Consider the following 16,300-nt stretch of genomic DNA (forward strand, 5'->3'; position numbering starts at 1 on the left):
CTTGCCTTCTGCGTCCGTCTCCCAGATTTTCTTTAACTCTTTTCGCATTAAGCATTTAAGAAACTTATTGTTTCGGTTTGCTACCAACGCCAGACCATCAAGAGCCATCGGCAACGGGTGCGACCTTTAGTTGATAAAAGCTGTTGTAATCAGGGTTCTACAGGGAACCCATATTGATCAAGTTTTGCCCAAAATTGACTCCATCGTTCCTTGGTCAATACCAAAGCTCGTAGGCTCAAAATAATTCCTGCTCCTTTTTCCTTCCATCGCATCCCTGAACAACATAATCGTTGTTTGACCAACGTCTTACAAGCTGCTTCCGTAACACCTGAACCAATCGGATACTTTTTCTCTATGTATTCAGCATAATCCATTTGATGCTGATGATTCTCGTAATAAGTAATCGCCGCTTGTAGTTTCTCGGTAAGATTCTTAGAATGACTTTTTTCTTCTTTGACTTCTTTCATCAGATTTAGCAGTTCTCCTGCTTTTCCTTTTTCATGCTTGAGTTCTCGACAATTTTCAGTCAACCATTCTTTTTGTTTTGACACTGTATTCGGATGCAACGCTTCTGCCAAGGCACCTAAGTAACCAGAGGCATGATAGAAATCTAATATCTGTTCTTCCGTTTGCTTTTCTAAAAACTTCCAATTTGATTCTGCCCCGTCTGCTATCCCGACCAATGTTGCCTCTGGATAACGTTTTTTCGCTCGCTCAATTTCTCTTTCTAATCTTTCTAGAAAACTCTTTTTTCCATACTCTGGTGCCGCACCTAGATAGATTGTAGGTTGACGTTCGCCTTCACTATCGTATAGGGAAACGGTTCCCACCATTGCTTCACGGTAGCCATCCTCACACATCAGCATACAGGTTCCATCTAATCCTATTCCCACTGTTGCAATTTGGCTATCCTCCTTGGGCGGGGCATAACTCCACGCTTCTTCTTTTGCCTGTACCACACTTCCTACTGCTTCACTCAATCTTTGGATATAGGATAGCGCTACTTTTCTACCATGATTTTCTAATAAATCATTTTTCACCTCTTTGCCTGCCATCCCTGACATTTTTGAGGATACCTGTTTTGCCAATAATGGCGTTGATGTTATGATTATCCTTGCTTCTCTTTCTAAGGGGCAATACGTTTTTCCTCAAAGGTGAACGCTGATATACATGACGATTCACTATAACCTCACCATAAGGTGTTTGATATTCTTTCGGTTGCTCTCCCTTACTCTTCCAGATTTCTTCACCGATTTTTAAGGGTGAACCATCTGTATCTAAATATTTCAAGGCTTCTTTGCTGGCGATGCAACCTACTTCGTTTAAGCCTTTTTGAATATTTATTTCTGTATCCAACATTGAACGACTGAGTTCTAATGTTAGTTCTATTTTTATCTTTGAACCCTCTACATTAATTAGTTTTGCTGTCATCATTGTTTCCTCTTTGTCACTTTTCATCTCATGTTAACACTTTTCTTTTCCTTCATCAACTAAAGGTCGCACCCATCGGCAACTCCACATATTCAATCCCCCCTTGCTTACAGGCCTTGGATTCCGAGCTTCTGATGACGCGGGAAGCCACCGCGATATCAATACTGCCATTGCAGAGCCGAGCAAATCCACCCCCCGTACCACTAGCAGCTACCCCGACTTTGGCATTGGGATTGACTTTTTGGTATTCTTCGGCAACCGCAAGAGCCAAGGCAAAGCCCACAGCCCCTCCATCCACACTCACCTGCTGATCCCCACCTTCTGACTTGCCACAACCCGTCATCAGTCCAGTGGTCAGCAAGAGAGGAATAAGATAAAAAAGACGGGATAGTTTCATAGACTTAAAAAGGGATTAAGAGAATAGATTATTAGAGTTTAGGCAGGGGAATTTGCCCTGATTTTGTCAAAAATAGCTCCCTTGGCAAAAAACTCTTTTTCAATCAAAGACCAACCGCCCAAATCTTGAGCATTAAACAGGGTTTCAATCGGTGGGAATTTCGACTCAGTCGCAACAGCAACAAAGGGATTAACCGAACGGTAGCCGAACGTAGTAAATTCATCCTGAGCTTCCTGGGAATAGAGGAAATCTACAAAGGCTTCTGCCACTTTGCGATTGCGATGCTTATCCACATTTTTTTCAACGATCGCCACAGGATTATCAATAGAAATATTAACGGGCGGAATAAAGTAACTGGTATTCGGTTGGTTTTTCTCGGCTAAAAATACCTCGTTTTCGTAGGTGACTAGGACATCGCCCTGACCCTGTTTGAAGAAAAGGTCGCTGGCAGTCCGCGCATCTTGAACGAGGTTGGGGCTATTCTGATAGACTTTGGTGACAAATTGCTGGGCTTGCTCTGGTTCACCACCAGTTTGAGTGACAGAACCCCACAGCCCTAAAAACTGCCAGATAGCGATTCCAGAGGTTTGAGGATCGGCTGAAACAAGCTTTATATCGTCGCTAGCTAAATCTGCCCAAGTTTTAATATTTTTGGGGTTATCTTTACGGGTCACAATCGTCGCTACCGACTGACTTACGATGCCTCGTCGGGGAAACCTGATTTGCCAATCTTCGTTCACCAAGCCCGCTTCTGCCAGTCTGATCACATCCAACGGCAGAGCAAGATGGACAACATCTGCTTCTTGTTTGCCGGCAATAACATCATCGGCTTGGGCGACAGAACCGCCATAGCTGGTTTCAATTGTGACGTTTTGGTTGTGTTCTTTTTTCCACTGTTCAACAAATTTTGGGATGATTTCCTTATAAACCGCTTCGGTTACGGAAAAAGAGACTAGGTTAAGTTTGACATCTCCCCCGTAACCCTCGCCATCACAGGCAGCTAGGGTCAGAGTCAACAACAATCCACAGAGAAAAAGACCGCCATAAATTTTAAATTCTTGTCGCCCTGATTGGAATATTTTCAGCAAACGGGAACTCAAATTAATCGCAGCTTGAATTAAATTCAGTATAAAACTGAGAACAATTGTCACAATGGGTTGTTTATTCACACAGAACCATCCTAACCACAGTATCTTGATCGGATTTTCGTAATTAATTCACAATTCACGGATTATAGGGCTATTAAATTGGCTTTGTCAACGAATCGTGTCAGGATTGTGTCAAAAATGTGTCGTAAATATGTCAAAAATGGTTTAGAGATGTTTTAGGACTGGATAACGAAAATAACACGTCAGTTTATCTGCACGCTACCCCAAAAGACAGCAATCCACTAAAATTCAATCAACTTGCTGTTATTTTAGCTTTTGCCCCTATGAATTTTTCGGCGATCGCCCCCAATCTAAGAAAGCTCTTGCCTCGATGGTTCGGCACTTTCCTATTAATTTTCTCCATCACTCTGCTGGGAACAGTTGGATTATTTCAAGGCATGGCCGCCAGTCAAGGAGCCAAGCCAGAGGTCATTCGTATTGATTATGCCTATTACAATCCTGTCAGTCTCGTCTTAAAACAAAAGGGTTGGCTAGAGGAAAGTTTAAAGAAAGACAACATCAAGGTTGAGTGGGTTTTGAGTCAGGGTAGTAATAAAGCTTTGGAATTTCTCAATGCTCGCAGTTTAGATTTTGGATCAACGGCTGGAGCGGTGGCTTTAATTGGTAAAGCGAATGGCAAGGGTGCGACCTTTAGTTGATAAAAGCTGTTGTAATCAGGGTTCTACAGGGAACCCATATTGATCAAGTTTTGCCCAAAATTGACTCCATCGTTCCTTGGTCAATACCAAAGCTCGTAGGCTCAAAATAATTCCTGCTCCTTTTTCCTTCCATCGCATCCCTGAACAACATAATCGTTGTTTGACCAACGTCTTACAAGCTGCTTCCGTAACACCTGAACCAATCGGATACTTTTTCTCTATGTATTCAGCATAATCCATTTGATGCTGATGATTCTCGTAATAAGTAATCGCCGCTTGTAGTTTCTCGGTAAGATTCTTAGAATGACTTTTTTCTTCTTTGACTTCTTTCATCAGATTTAGCAGTTCTCCTGCTTTTCCTTTTTCATGCTTGAGTTCTCGACAATTTTCAGTCAACCATTCTTTTTGTTTTGACACGGTATTCGGATGCAACGCTTCTGCCAAGGCACCTAAGTAACCAGAGGCATGATAGAAATCTAATATCTGTTCTTCCGTTTGCTTTTCTAAAAACTTCCAATTTGATTCTGCCCCGTCTGCTATCCCGACCAATGTTGCCTCTGGATAACGGTTTTTCGCTCGCTCAATTTCTCTTTCTAATCTTTCTAGAAAACTCTTTTTTCCATACTCTGGTGCCGCACCTAGATAGATTGTATGTTGACGTTCGCCTTCACTATCGTATAGGGAAACGGTTCCCACCATTGCTTCACGGTAGCCATCCTCACACATCAGCATACAGGTTCCATCTAATCCTATTCCCACTGTTGCAATTTGGCTATCCTCCTTGGGCGGGGCATAACTCCACGCTTCTTCTTTTGCCTGTACCACACTTCCTACTGCTTCACTCAATCTTTGGATATAGGATAGCGCTACTTTTCTACCATGATTTTCTAATAAATCATTTTTCACCTCTTTGCCTGCCATCCCTGACATTTTTGAGGATACCTGTTTTGCCAATAATGGCGTTGATGTTATGATTATCCTTGCTTCTCTTTCTAAGGGGCAATACGTTTTTCCTCAAAGGTGAACGCTGATATACATGACGATTCACTATAACCTCACCATAAGGTGTTTGATATTCTTTCGGTTGCTCTCCCTTACTCTTCCAGATTTCTTCACCGATTTTTAAGGGTGAACCATCTGTATCTAAATATTTCAAGGCTTCTTTGCTGGCGATGCAACCTACTTCGTTTAAGCCTTTTTGAATATTTATTTCTGTATCCAACATTGAACGACTGAGTTCTAATGTTAGTTCTATTTTTATCTTTGAACCCTCTACATTAATTAGTTTTGCTGTCATCATTGTTTCCTCTTTGTCACTTTTCATCCCATGTTAACACTTTTCTTTTCCTTCATCAACTAAAGGTCACACCCAATGGCAATCCTATCCAGTCTATCTATGTTTTTTCTAAACCTGAATGGGCGGCTTTAGTGGTTAAAAAAGGTTCGCCCATTAAATCGGTTAAAGACCTCAAAGGCAAAAAAATTGCCGCCACCAAGGGAACTGATCCCTATATTTTTCTGCTCAGAGCTTTGGATAAATGTGGCTTAAGTCCTAAAGAGGTGGAAATTGTTTTGTTGCAACACGCAGACGGTCGAGCGGCTCTCGAAAAAGGTGATGTGGATGCCTGGGCGGGACTTGATCCTCACATGGCAAAAACCGAAGTAGAAAATGGTTCTCGTTTATTTTTCCGTGAGCCAAATTTTAACAGTTATGGGGTGTTAAATGTTCGTGAAGAATTTTCTCAAAAATATCCCAATACCGTTAAAAAAGTGCTGATTGCCTATGAAAAAGCTCGAAAATGGTCGGTACAAAATAAAGCTCAATTACAGGATGTTTTAGAGAAAGAATCTAAACTTAGTCCTGCGGTGGCGGCTAAACAATTAGAACGCACGAATTTAAAAGATTCCCGTATTGGTGATGCTCAGAAAAAGGTAATTATTGCTTCGGGTAATGTGCTGAAAAGAAGTGGAGTCATTCCTAATTCAGTAGATGTTCCAAAAACTACTAATAGTCTGATTAATCCCCAATATCGCAATAGTATTTAAATCCAATGGCTAAGACCCTACTTTCTCCAGCAATTCTAAATTTAAGGCGAGGTAAGGGTTGTAGAAAAAAAGGATAATGGGAAAGGACAACGGGAGCATCTCATTTATGCCATAAGTATTAATACTTATGGGGCAGAAAAATAAGACTTTGAACTTTATCGAACTTTATCAAAAAAAGAAATGAGAGTATAATAGTCGAGACCCACTTTCCAAAATCTATCCCAATTGAGGAACAATCTCATGTTATCAGTGTTATCAGAAAATGAAAAAAGGATTCAAGAGTTATGTCAAGAGTTGGGAGAATGTCTCTATCAACAATCTCAAGTTAAAACATTTAATAATTTGGGCGAAATAGAGGAGACTGTCAGAGACTTAATGATTCAGTATGTCAACCCAGAAATAGGTATTTTTTTGTCAAAACAAGTACCGAGGAAACCACAGGTCGGATACGAACAGTAAAAAGTATTTTGGGGGAATTGCCCATTACAGAAAAACAAGCGAAGAAATTAGAACTAAAGCCTCGAACTCAGATGAGTCCAATGTTAGAGAAGAACTGTTTGCTACTGAGTGGCGATGAGTCTTATGAAAAAGCAGCTAAGAAAATCCAATCATTGACGGGAATTGCTGTTTCTCACAGTACGCAACAACGCCTTGTACATCGCTATCATTTTGAAGAATTACCCTCTAACACAGAAGTCGAAGAAATTAGCATAGATGGTGGGAAGGTACGACTCAGAACTCCCAAGGGAGAACCCTTAATTTGGCGTGATTATAAAGGAGTCAGTTTTCATCAATTGGGGGTAGCTGCCTTTTTTCAAGATAACTCGGCTTTATTAGATTTGGTTAATTCTCAAATTTTGGCTAAGCCTTTAATTTGTTTGGGAGATGGACATGATGGTATCTGGAACTTATTTCGTGAGATAGGACAGAAACATGAGCGAATTGAAATTTTGGACTGGTATCACTTAATTGAAAACCTCTATAAAGTTGGGGGGTCATTCCAGCGAATTGAGGAGGTCAAGTCTTTTCTTTGGACGGGTGAAGTGGATGCCGCTATCTCCTGTTTTGAGGGATGGTCAGAGCCTCAAGCTGAGAATTTTATCATTTATTTAAACAAGCATAAACATCGGATTGTCAATTATGGTTATTTGCAGGCAGAGGGCATTTCCATTGGCTCTGGCTCTGTCGAATCTCAAGTTAAACAAATTGGTCATCGTCTTAAAATTACTGGTGCGAGTTGGAATTCTGACAATGTACCACAAGTCCTTCGTCATCGCTGTTCCTATTTAAATGATTACCTTTTTTGACTCTTTCATTTACCTCGTTAAGTATTTCTACTTATTGCAAAGGTGAGATGCTCCCTCGCTTTGCCTACAATGAATCCAGATTAATCACATTAGGCAAATTAGAAGGTCGAGTGGTCGTGATTGTCCATACTCCTCGCCAAAATAAAACTCGTATTATTTCCATGAGAAAGGCAAACCATCGTGAACAAAAAATCTATCAAAAGCGACTTAACCAAAATTGATCTAATGACAGATGAGGATATTGATTACTCAGATATTCCAGAATTGGGAGATGAATTTTTTACCAAAGCTACCGTTCCCTTCCCAACTTCCTATACAAACCGACCTATTTCAGAAAATCCCGACTATTCTCCCCTAAATACAAATAAATCTCTACATCAAGCAAAATGAAAACAGCCAAGCAAACTCAGAACTATTTGAATTTTCAGCTAATATTTTCCTAATCAAAAAATAATTCATCGCCTGGGCAATCAACATTCGATCAAATGGATCGCCATGATGGGAGGGAAGAGCAATATAAGTCTTGGTATCTGCAAACGTGACGGGTAAATTCAAGGTTAATCAAAATCCTCAGACATCCAAACTTTCCCCTTTAAAATTTCGGCGTTGCTGATTTACCGTATGAATCTATCAAGATGCAATTTTTAACACATTGATTCACACTGGTTTCTAGATGTATGCAAAATTCGATTTCATCTCCTGATTAAACAACGTAAAAAAAAGGAACCAGCGAATCAAGGGATTCAGACCAATTCCGACGGACTGTTTTTAAAAAGGTTAGAGATAGCCATAAAATAAATGATCCGATAGAATAGCAAAAGACAGTTTTAACAAAAAGGTAAATTGTATGCTGAAAAAATCAGTAACGGAAATCAGTGAAGACCTAAAATCGCTGTACATCGAAACAGCCAAAAAACTAAAAGGTAGCGACAGGAGACAATTCATGGCACAGGTTGTACAAGGTTTGGGAATAGGGGGACAAACCTTCGCAGAACGCGAATTAGGGTGGAATAGACGAACAATCCGCAAAGGAACAGAAGAATTAACGAGTGGTCAAGCATTCATAGATGGTCGCAGCCGTAGTCATCCGTGTCAACTTAAAGGAATGGGTTCCCAAATTTGTTGATTGAGAGCGGCCTTTTCTCGATGTCGCTTTCTCTCAGCTTTGACCAAACCAAATAACTTAGCACGTTCAGCCAGATAGGTTACTGTATCAGGCTTTTCTCCTCTAGCAATAGCCTTCGCTACATAGTATAGACTCCGAAACACCATCTCTACTGAGATTTTTTCTTTCGGTTGATTTAGAGCAATCGCCACTTCCCCTACCAATTGATTTAAGACCGTATAGAAAATCAAAGTGCAAATAATCTGGATTTGGACACCATTCTTATTACCTACCCATAAATAGGCTAGTCCTAAAAGTCTTTTCGTTAATAAAAAGGCTTCTTCGATTGTCCATCGTCTTCGATATAAATCACAGACCTCTTCGGCGGACAGTTGTTCGGGAGACAACACATTTGTTAAATACTGATACCAGATTGTTCCCCATAATACTGAGACTAATCTCACCGGATGCTTGCAAGGATTAGAACGGTAATTTCCCATAATGATAATCTCATCTCTGTAATGACTACCTTGAGACAATACTTGTTTGGTTTTGTAAGATGTACCCGCTCTAAATCTGGTTAGAAAAAACTTTTTAGCTTCTGTTAACAAATCAAACCACACAAAGCTAAAAAATCCCATATCTACGAGAATTAAACCATTTTCTGGTAATTTAGCTGCCAATTCTTTACACCATATTTTATCATTTGATTTATCATTTTCTGTGTACCATAAAGTAACGGGTCTTTGGGTAAAGGCTTCCACTACCATCATTATTTTACCCCCCAATTTACTCTTTTCTTCTTTACTTATTTTCATATTTTTCCTTATCTGCTCTAGCGTTGAGCCATCTGCTATCCACACTGCACTAAACTTTTCTCTTATTTTTTCCCATTTTTCTCCTACTTGGAGCTTCTTCCCTTTTTCGGCTGCTTTTTCTAACACTCCTTTTAGTAATATTGCAAATATTTCGGCTGGCACATTCATCATTCTTTTTGATACTGCCTGTTTGCTTACTTTTAATGATGCTACCCATAGCAATCCCTCTTCCTCTAACAGTCTTACCGCTTCACTTATACCCGCTATTTGACGATACACTATACTTAACACTAATGCCACCATTACTGGTAAATTTAATACCCTATCTCTCATCATTTTCTCATGAGTTCCCTGTAAATATTTTAATGGTGTAAACATTGTGGGTTCTAGTAATTCAAACAACTCTTTTGTTATTTCAGGGATTTCTACCCCTGGCTGATTTGTCTTACGACGTAAGTCTGGGTTTCCTTTTCTCCGAGGATGTTGTCTTGCCATTTGTTTTTTGCTCACTTTTTTATATACTAACCTTTTTTTCAGCCTACTCTTACTTCCGCCTGCTTTTAGGCTAATCTTTTGTGAGTAGGCATTTTGGCTTAAGTTGACACCAATGGGGTAAAGGCTTCCACTACCATCATTATTTTACCCCCCAATTTACTCTTTTCTTCTTTACTTAGGGCTTGCTGAAAAAAGCTGAAACCTTTACGGAGAAAAATAGTAGGCGAATTAAGAACCGCTAGAATGCACGAAAATAGGGTAGAATGCCTCAAAACCATTGCATTAAGAAGAGAGAAAGCAGATGTACCGAAAGCAACAGTACTCAATTGAAACACCAGAAAACTTGAAAAATCTGTTCGGCGGGCAGTTAGACGAAGAAAATCGTTGGATAGAAATGTCAAAAATGATTCCCTGGGAAGAATATGAGGAAGAATATGCAAAAAACTTCACAGAAAAAAAAGGAGCCCCAGCCAAATCATTTAGAATGGCATTAGGAGCATTAATTATCAAAGAAATTTCAGGAAAAAGTGACAGAGAAACAGTAGAACAAATAAAAGAGAACCCTTATTTACAGTACTTTATAGGAATGGAAAGCTATAGTAGCAAAGAAGCATTTAATGCGTCAATGATGGTTCATTTTCGTAAAAAAATAGGAATGGAATTAATAAATAAATAAAATTAATAAAGAAATAGAAAAAAAAGCGACGGGTGTAGCGTCAGAAAAAAAAGAAAATGAAGGAAAGTTATTGTTAGATGCGACTTGTACACCAGCAGATATAAAATATCCAACGGATATAGGAATATTGAATGATGCCAGAGAAAAAACAGAAAAAATAATAGATAAGCTGTATGAAGAAATAAAAGAGAAAAGGAAAGAAAAGCCGAGGACTTATAGGGAAGTGGCAAGAAAAGAGTACTTAGCCATAGCAAAAAAACGTCGTGTGTCAAAAAAAGAAAGAAGAAAAGGAACAAAAAAACAACTAGGATATATAAAAAGAAACTTGTCTCATATAGAAAAAATGATAGAAGAGGGAGCAAAGTTAGAAAAACTAACGAAAAAAGAGCAAGAAGAGCTTGTAACGATAGGAAAAGTGTATGAGCAACAGTTAGAAATGTATGAAAAAAAGACAAATAAAGTAGAAAACAGAATTGTGAGTGTAAGCCAACCTCACGTGCGTCCAATAGTGCGTGGAAAAGCGGGAAAAGCAGTAGAGTTTGGAGCTAAAATATCGGCAAGTAATGTGAATGGCTTTGTCTTCTTAGACAAATTAAGTTGGGATAATTACAACGAATCGGGAGATTTACAAGCGCGAATAGAAGAATATAAAAGGGAAACAGGATGTTATCCGGAATCGGTTCATGTGGATAAAATCTATCGAACAAAAGCGAATCGAGCTTATTGTAAAGAAAGGGATATAAGAATGAGTGGTCCCCGATTGGGAAGACCGCCGAAAGAGGTGAGCAAAGAAAAAAAGAAAGAGGCACGCTCAGATGAAAGAGTGCGTAATGCCATTGAGGGTAAATTCGGACAGGGAAAGAGGAAATTTAGTCTTGGTCGAGTGATGGCCAAACTACCTGAGACCTCGGAAACGGTAATTGCGATGAACTTTTTGGTAATGAATCTTTCTACTCTACTTCAGAAGACAAAAAGTAAAAAGTTGTAGAGTCGTTTTTCTTGTGAAAAATGGTGTTAATTTTCCTCTCTTTTGTGAGGAGTGATTTGTGTTGACCTTTTTAGACAGAAAGGAACAATAGATTAAACAAAATCTGTATTTTGATTTGTTTCCATAAGGATAAGTTATCTATGCTTTTTCAGTCCATACTTCCCTAACCCACATTTCTTTCGTTTTTTGACTTTTTCAGCAAGCCCTAATTAGTTTTGCTGTCATCATTGTTTCCTCTTTGTCACTTTTCATCTCATGTTAACACTTTTCTTTTCCTTCATCAACTAAAGGTCACGCCCGTAGGAAGAGCCTTAAGCCAAAAACGATAGGCAAAGCCGCCCAAAAGATGGATTAATTGACGAAAAGTGACTTCAATCTTAAATCGGAGACCGTAAGCGGCAATAATCTCAGGTCCAGTCAAACAGAGGTCAGTAGAAAGCAGAATCAGTCTTTGTCCGTTGGGCAATTGGGTGAGGACAAACTTAACGAGCTGATGGGGACTATCCCAGTGGAACTCAAAGCACTGATAAGAAACGGAGACTTGTTGACCATAGAGCCAGACTTTAGCGGTGGGAAAATCCTCCACAAGAGCAAACAGGCTTTCTAGTTTTATTGAACTCCCCCAAAGCCGTGGTCGTCCTTTCCCCCTCAAGGTCGGAACGGAAGAAAAGGGAGCATATGCCACTGTAGAGCAACGCACTCGGGTGATGAGATGCAAGGCATTTTGGCGAAAACTTTTGAGCACTGCTCCACAAGCGAAGTAAGCATCCAAAATCACATAGCTTCCCGCCTCTGCGTAGGTAGTGCAAAGCTCCCCCATTTTCGTGACTAGAGTAGTCTTCTCTTTTTTGCTGCCTTTTTTCCCTTCCTTTGCCGTTGCTTTGGACTTGATGCCATCGTCTAGCCGCAACACTAAGGGCAAGGCAAAGCAGGCTTTTCCTGCTCCCACCAAAACACTCAAGGCATTGAAGTAATGCCCCCTTATCCATTCTGGCTTCGCCACATTTCCGGATTCTTGGTGTAGTCGTTTTACCCCTGGCATCTTGCGCCCTTCTTTCCCCACTTTGATTCCATCCCCCACATACACTCGTTTTTCCTTGATTCGATATAGATTTTCATGCTGACTTACCCACTTCGACCATCCCAAGGTCAGTCCTTTGACGTTAAATGCCTTGGATTCAAACCAATGTAGTGCCTGATGGTAGTAGCTCTCTGTTAACCCTAAGGCATTGACATAGCTTGTTATTGCGCTCGGTTGGCTGTTGAGCACTACTCCCCAGGCTAATAGGATAAACCATTGGTACGTTGCTTCTCGGCTAAAGGCGGGACGGAGATTCTCTAGGATTTGCTCTAGTCGCTGACATAGTTGCATAATTGATAGATAGCACTGGCTATCGATTTTCTATATCAGCCAGTTTCGGACATAACGGCACTCTTGGGTATCGCATGTCCGATTTTCTTTTCTCACTTACCCTGCTCGAGAACTTCCCACTGTCCAGTCCATAAGGATAAGTTATCTATGCTTTTTCAGTCCATACTTCCCTAACCCACATTTCTTTCGTTTTTTGACTTTTTCAGCAAGCCCTACCTATTTTGTCTTTGATAGCTGGCAACACCTTCTTGATTTTATGCTTGAGCCATTTGACTCTCTGCCCGCCACTAATTCCTCCTGATTTTTCAAATTTAGAATTGCTGACAAAAATTTATTGACCCTAACTCGGATAACGTTCGGATTTCTCAATTTAACCTACAGTGAGGGCGATCTGCGTGGCCGTACTTTCAGCGATCGCGTTTTGATGAGAGTTGAGACAGCGATCGCTTTTTGATGAGAGTTGAGACAGCGATCAAGTATGTTGCAGCTTATGATTGAGTGCAATCGCTTTTTGATGAGGTTGTAAAGGGCGATCTGTTAAGTCAGAATTTTCCTATAATGGAGCTAGGCATATTTCCAGTCAACTATTTATGAAACAGCTAATCGTCCAAGTCGTAGATACCGATAAAGCAGAGATGTTATCAAGGCTATTGACTGCTTTAGATTTTGTCAACTCTGTCGAAATCCAAGAACAGAACCAAACAAAAATTGATAATGAGCAAGATTTTTTTGCCCTAGCGGGACTTTGGGACAATCGAACAATTACGGCGGAAACCATTCGTCAAAAGGCTTGGCAGGAAGATAGCTAATGACTTTATGTGATACCAATATTATCATTGAGTTTTATAAAAACAATGGCAAAGTTGTTAATGAGCTTCGTCACATTGGCATTAGTCAGTTAGCAATTAGTGTTATTACTCAAGCTGAATTGTATTATGGTGCTATCAATAAATTAGAATTACGAAAAATCAGAAAGCATCTAGAAATCCTCACCATTTTTCCAGTTGACATTGTTGTATCTACAAAATTTATTGAATTAATGGAGACTTATTCTCTAAGTCATAAATTATCTATTCCCGACGCTTTAATTGCTTCCACTGCATTAGTTTACAATCTTGATTTATACACATTAAATCTTAAAGATTTTCGCTTTATTGAAGGTTTAAATTTGTATTCTGGAAATTTTTAATAGAGCGATCGCTTTTTGATGAGAGTTGAGACGGCGATCAAGTATTTTGCAGTTTATAATTGGGGACAATCGCTTTTTGATGAGAACTGAGACGGCGATCGCCCTCAATTAACCCATCGCTTGTTCAGAAAGCTTTTGTCGTAACCAAAGATTCACCAGGGCTTCAACCTCAACTCCTCTTTGTTGAGCTTGTTTCTCAATTTCACTAAACAAATCGACCTCAAGGGGGACAGAATAAGCGACCTCAAACTCAATATCAGGAGCATCAGTGTCAAAATCAGTAAAATCATGGGTATCCCAAAATTCACCAATTTGTGCATCAGTACTTGACTTGGAAAGACTACTAAATTTATTTGCGTTCATAAGCCTTGCGCTCCTTCCTGCTCATATCACGGGTACTAACAATAATAGCCGTTCTTGCTTCTGGTTTGTAAATAAAGAATACGGATAAATATCGGCCCTCAATTGTTTGTCCAAATGCGACATAGACATTTTCTCCGACCGTATGACCTTTTTCAACAAAGCGAAAGCGAGGAAAATTGTGCAAAACCTGTTCAGCCTCATGGCGTGTAACCCCATGTTTTACCTGAAGTTTCTCTTCAATGTATTCGGGACAGACAATGGACTCAATTTTCATACGGTCAACGAGGTTTCGCTGTCTGTGTCTATTTTAAAACAGAATACTGGAAAAAGAGATTGATGGAAAAAATATGTTAAAGAACGGCGATCGCTCTTGTCAATTACAAATGATAAAACAGCGATCGCACTTTTTAGGAGCGTAGAATATCATATAAAATATTGACAATTAAGGTTCGAGTTTCTAAGGATAATAATCCTAGCTCACGCTGAATAAGTGAGGCTCGAAGTGTTACCAAGTGATCAAGCCTGATGGTTGATGATTTGCGAAGACCACTCATCATAAAATCTGGATTTTCTGGTCTTAGGATAATATCTGTATGGAGGGGGCTTTCGGGAATACGGCTGGTGATTAGAGCAAAGATAATATGTTGATAGACTCCAATTTTATTTGTTAGACAATAAGCAGGACGAACTTTACTGGAAGATAAATCATCAAAGGGAAATTGAATTAAAACGATTTTACCCTTCATTTGCCACAGGTTGTCCATCTTCAAGAGTATAAATATCTTCTTCTGAATCATGCAGAAAAGCAAAGCTAGGGTTATCTGCAACAGCATTTAGCCAGGTTTTTTCATTGAGTTCATCCTCTGGCATCAAAAGAATAACACGCACAAACCTGGCTTTTTCTTGGGGAATGGGATGATCAAGTTGGATTTGTCCTTGGGTATTTAGGATACCAGTAGTTTCAATCGCACGCATAGCAAAACCTAAAAGTAGTTATTTCATTTTAACATTAAAGCAATAATGAGAAGCTGTGATGATTCGCTACAGCGATCGCTCATGTCAATTACAAACAACAAAACTGCGATCTTATTTCTCCAAACAAGATTATCCTAAACACTGGAAATGGAGTATTCTAGTGGACGAGATTGAGTATTGCGTTTAGAGGCATCTAAAATTTCAATACCAACAACATCACCTTGATTATCGTAGTCAAAAATCACACCTGTTTCTACTTCGTCACTTTCTTCAATAGCGGCATCTGTGAGTAAGATTCTAAGAATATCAACGTCTTGGTCATAATGAATTTTCATGGTTATCTCCAATATTTTTTGATTTTTGTTGTTAGATAAAGTGTGATAACTTTTTTTGGGCTTTCGTGATTGACAATAATGCGAAGTAAAAACGGCTTATTATTGATTGTAACGAGAGATTGATAACACTGTCTTTGTTCGCGTTCCTCGGTAATTTGCTGGGGAGTATTTAGAGTTGATTCAATATGTTCTAAGGGAATAAAACGGCGTTCTATTTCTTGTTTAGCATGTTCAGAAAAATAATACTCCACATTTTACCTCAATTTTAACATATCAGGATTTTAATACAAACTCAGAATGACAAGTTATGCGAAATAAAATAACCGTGAAGGGTAGGCGATCGCTCATGTCAATTACAAATGATAAAACAGCGATCGCCCTATCTAAATGCTTCAATTTGATCTAGATAAACGTTAACTAACTTGTGATCGACAATTAATTCTTCAATCTGTGTCCAAATATGAGCTAAAAACTGGTGAAATTCACGTTTTCGCATATTTCCAAAGCGGAGATGAACGACTCTTTAGGCGGGTTGGAATCTAGCATTAGCCTATCTGAAAAATCTACATCTTTAGTGATAATTACTAGATTTTTTTCCTTAGCATATTGCCAAATTTCTGTATCGCTGAAACTTTTGCCTAAAGCTGAAACATGAATAATCGGTAATGATGGCACAAATTGTATTTTAGAAGGCAGATTTTCATCCAATAAAAATCCATTCATGCGACTTTTCGGATTTCATAATGATTGGCCATTAATTTTGTAGCAAATTGGAGACAGGCATAAATATCTTCTCTGGAGAGGGAAGGATATTCTTCTAGGATTTCTTCAATGGAATCTCCTGCTCCCAAAAACTCCATAACGGTTTGTACGGAAATTCTTGTGCCAGCGATAATGGGTTTTCCATTGCAAATATCTGGATCAATTGTGATAGAATTTTTCATGGGTTTTTCTTGATGAAGCTTTGCCATCCCGCAAGCGGCTTAGGTCAATCCG

At 39.3% G+C, this 16,300-nt stretch carries 18 protein-coding genes and 4 pseudogenes; 8 read left to right on the top strand and 14 right to left on the bottom strand.

The window, feature by feature from the left end; translation table 11 throughout:
• Nucleotides 1-149 precede the first annotated feature (149 nt).
• The 3 genes and pseudogenes from KA717_01245 to KA717_01255 form a co-directional block, all read right to left on the bottom strand.
• Nucleotides 150-1,431: pseudogene (locus tag KA717_01245) on the bottom strand (ISKra4 family transposase).
• A 55-nt stretch (nt 1,432-1,486) separates the two neighbouring features.
• Nucleotides 1,487-1,828, bottom strand: coding sequence for a substrate-binding domain-containing protein (locus KA717_01250; GenBank protein ID UXE61637.1), 342 nt, complete (start codon nt 1,826-1,828; stop codon nt 1,487-1,489).
• A 38-nt stretch (nt 1,829-1,866) separates the two neighbouring features.
• Nucleotides 1,867-2,997 carry a sulfate ABC transporter substrate-binding protein gene (locus KA717_01255; protein UXE61638.1) on the bottom strand — a complete coding sequence of 377 codons (1,131 nt, stop codon included), beginning with the start codon at nt 2,995-2,997 and terminating at the stop codon, nt 1,867-1,869.
• 302 nt (nt 2,998-3,299) lie between these two features.
• Here KA717_01255 and KA717_01260 point away from each other — a divergent pair, with 302 nt between their 5' ends.
• On the top strand, nt 3,300-3,635 hold the full coding sequence (locus KA717_01260) for a hypothetical protein (protein ID UXE61639.1): 336 nt from the start codon (nt 3,300-3,302) through the stop codon (nt 3,633-3,635).
• 15 nt (nt 3,636-3,650) lie between these two features.
• Here KA717_01260 and KA717_01265 read toward each other — a convergent pair.
• A pseudogene (locus tag KA717_01265) lies at nt 3,651-4,932 on the bottom strand (ISKra4 family transposase).
• A gap of 2 nt (nt 4,933-4,934) precedes the next feature.
• Here KA717_01265 and KA717_01270 point away from each other — a divergent pair.
• The 4 genes and pseudogenes from KA717_01270 (at nt 4,935) to KA717_01285 (ending at nt 8,033) form a co-directional block, all read left to right on the top strand.
• Complete coding sequence (locus tag KA717_01270; protein UXE64517.1) at nt 4,935-5,681, top strand: aliphatic sulfonate ABC transporter substrate-binding protein; 747 nt, start codon at nt 4,935-4,937, stop codon at nt 5,679-5,681.
• Between the two features lie 249 nt (nt 5,682-5,930).
• Nucleotides 5,931-6,988 (top strand): ISKra4 family transposase gene (locus tag KA717_01275; GenBank protein ID UXE64518.1). Its coding sequence is split into 2 segments (ribosomal slippage): nt 5,931-6,087 and nt 6,087-6,988, totalling 1,059 coding nucleotides; the frame shifts between segments, so codons are not numbered across the junction.
• A 180-nt stretch (nt 6,989-7,168) separates the two neighbouring features.
• Nucleotides 7,169-7,378 (top strand): hypothetical protein, encoded by a 210-nt coding sequence (locus tag KA717_01280; protein UXE61640.1) that lies wholly within the window; start codon nt 7,169-7,171, stop codon nt 7,376-7,378.
• A gap of 457 nt (nt 7,379-7,835) precedes the next feature.
• Nucleotides 7,836-8,033, top strand: a pseudogene (locus tag KA717_01285) (hypothetical protein).
• 47 nt (nt 8,034-8,080) lie between these two features.
• On the opposite strand, the gene KA717_01290 reads toward KA717_01285, so the two are convergent.
• Nucleotides 8,081-9,406, bottom strand: a complete 1,326-nt coding sequence (locus KA717_01290) for an IS4 family transposase (protein UXE64519.1) — start codon at nt 9,404-9,406, stop codon at nt 8,081-8,083.
• Nucleotides 9,407-9,707: 301 nt separating this feature from the next.
• Here KA717_01290 and KA717_01295 point away from each other — a divergent pair.
• Nucleotides 9,708-11,049 (top strand): annotated as a pseudogene (locus KA717_01295) (IS5 family transposase).
• Between the two features lie 301 nt (nt 11,050-11,350).
• Here KA717_01295 and KA717_01300 read toward each other — a convergent pair.
• Entirely contained in the window at nt 11,351-12,442 is a 1,092-nt protein-coding gene (locus KA717_01300; GenBank protein ID UXE61641.1) for a transposase, read from the bottom strand.
• A gap of 590 nt (nt 12,443-13,032) precedes the next feature.
• Between KA717_01300 and KA717_01305 the strand changes: the two genes are divergently transcribed.
• Nucleotides 13,033-13,251: a hypothetical protein gene (locus KA717_01305; protein ID UXE61642.1), complete on the top strand. Its 219-nt coding sequence runs from the start codon at nt 13,033-13,035 to the stop codon at nt 13,249-13,251.
• The gene (locus tag KA717_01310; GenBank protein ID UXE61643.1) at nt 13,251-13,631 is read left to right on the top strand and encodes a type II toxin-antitoxin system VapC family toxin; all 381 of its coding nucleotides are present in this window, start codon (nt 13,251-13,253) and stop codon (nt 13,629-13,631) included. Before KA717_01305 ends, KA717_01310 begins: the two co-directional genes overlap by 1 nt.
• 108 nt (nt 13,632-13,739) lie before the next feature.
• Here KA717_01310 and KA717_01315 read toward each other — a convergent pair whose 3' ends face one another.
• The 8 genes from KA717_01315 to KA717_01350 all read right to left on the bottom strand — a co-directional run bounded on the left by KA717_01315 (nt 13,740) and on the right by KA717_01350 (nt 16,248).
• Nucleotides 13,740-13,994, bottom strand: a complete 255-nt coding sequence (locus tag KA717_01315) for a BrnA antitoxin family protein (GenBank protein UXE61644.1) — start codon at nt 13,992-13,994, stop codon at nt 13,740-13,742.
• Complete coding sequence (locus KA717_01320) at nt 13,981-14,268, bottom strand: BrnT family toxin (GenBank protein ID UXE61645.1); 288 nt, start codon at nt 14,266-14,268, stop codon at nt 13,981-13,983. The genes KA717_01315 and KA717_01320 overlap by 14 nt, the downstream gene beginning before the upstream one ends.
• Before the next feature lie 133 nt (nt 14,269-14,401).
• Entirely contained in the window at nt 14,402-14,758 is a 357-nt protein-coding gene (locus KA717_01325; GenBank protein ID UXE64520.1) for a type II toxin-antitoxin system PemK/MazF family toxin, read from the bottom strand.
• Nucleotides 14,730-14,969, bottom strand: a complete 240-nt coding sequence (locus KA717_01330; GenBank protein ID UXE61646.1) for a hypothetical protein — start codon at nt 14,967-14,969, stop codon at nt 14,730-14,732. Before KA717_01330 ends, KA717_01325 begins: the two co-directional genes overlap by 29 nt.
• A gap of 134 nt (nt 14,970-15,103) precedes the next feature.
• Entirely contained in the window at nt 15,104-15,304 is a 201-nt protein-coding gene (locus KA717_01335; GenBank protein ID UXE61647.1) for a DUF2283 domain-containing protein, read from the bottom strand.
• Nucleotides 15,305-15,306: 2 nt separating this feature from the next.
• The gene (locus tag KA717_01340; protein UXE61648.1) at nt 15,307-15,555 is read right to left on the bottom strand and encodes a DUF4258 domain-containing protein; all 249 of its coding nucleotides are present in this window, start codon (nt 15,553-15,555) and stop codon (nt 15,307-15,309) included.
• 214 nt (nt 15,556-15,769) lie between these two features.
• Entirely contained in the window at nt 15,770-16,012 is a 243-nt protein-coding gene (locus KA717_01345) for a DUF5615 family PIN-like protein (GenBank protein UXE61649.1), read from the bottom strand.
• A gap of 11 nt (nt 16,013-16,023) precedes the next feature.
• Nucleotides 16,024-16,248 carry a DUF433 domain-containing protein gene (locus KA717_01350; GenBank protein ID UXE61650.1) on the bottom strand — a complete coding sequence of 75 codons (225 nt, stop codon included), beginning with the start codon at nt 16,246-16,248 and terminating at the stop codon, nt 16,024-16,026.
• Nucleotides 16,249-16,300 lie beyond the last annotated feature (52 nt).

Source organism: Woronichinia naegeliana WA131 (assembly GCA_025370055.1).
Lineage (GTDB): Bacteria > Cyanobacteriota > Cyanobacteriia > Cyanobacteriales > Microcystaceae > Woronichinia > Woronichinia naegeliana.

What these genes read in the sequence shown, in the direction of transcription:
- KA717_01250 (UXE61637.1), bottom strand. Translation starts at nt 1,828, where the DNA reads ATGAAACTATCCCGTCTTTTTTATCTTATTCCTCTCTTGCTGACCACT.
- KA717_01290 (UXE64519.1), bottom strand. Translation starts at nt 9,406, where the DNA reads ATGGCAAGACAACATCCTCGGAGAAAAGGAAACCCAGACTTACGTCGT.
- KA717_01300 (UXE61641.1), bottom strand. Translation starts at nt 12,442, where the DNA reads ATGCAACTATGTCAGCGACTAGAGCAAATCCTAGAGAATCTCCGTCCC.
- KA717_01305 (UXE61642.1), top strand. Translation starts at nt 13,033, where the DNA reads ATGAAACAGCTAATCGTCCAAGTCGTAGATACCGATAAAGCAGAGATG.
- KA717_01310 (UXE61643.1), top strand. Translation starts at nt 13,251, where the DNA reads ATGACTTTATGTGATACCAATATTATCATTGAGTTTTATAAAAACAAT.
- KA717_01315 (UXE61644.1), bottom strand. Translation starts at nt 13,994, where the DNA reads ATGAACGCAAATAAATTTAGTAGTCTTTCCAAGTCAAGTACTGATGCA.
- KA717_01320 (UXE61645.1), bottom strand. Translation starts at nt 14,268, where the DNA reads ATGAAAATTGAGTCCATTGTCTGTCCCGAATACATTGAAGAGAAACTT.
- KA717_01325 (UXE64520.1), bottom strand. Translation starts at nt 14,758, where the DNA reads ATGGACAACCTGTGGCAAATGAAGGGTAAAATCGTTTTAATTCAATTT.
- KA717_01330 (UXE61646.1), bottom strand. Translation starts at nt 14,969, where the DNA reads ATGCGTGCGATTGAAACTACTGGTATCCTAAATACCCAAGGACAAATC.
- KA717_01335 (UXE61647.1), bottom strand. Translation starts at nt 15,304, where the DNA reads ATGAAAATTCATTATGACCAAGACGTTGATATTCTTAGAATCTTACTC.
- KA717_01350 (UXE61650.1), bottom strand. Translation starts at nt 16,248, where the DNA reads ATGAAAAATTCTATCACAATTGATCCAGATATTTGCAATGGAAAACCC.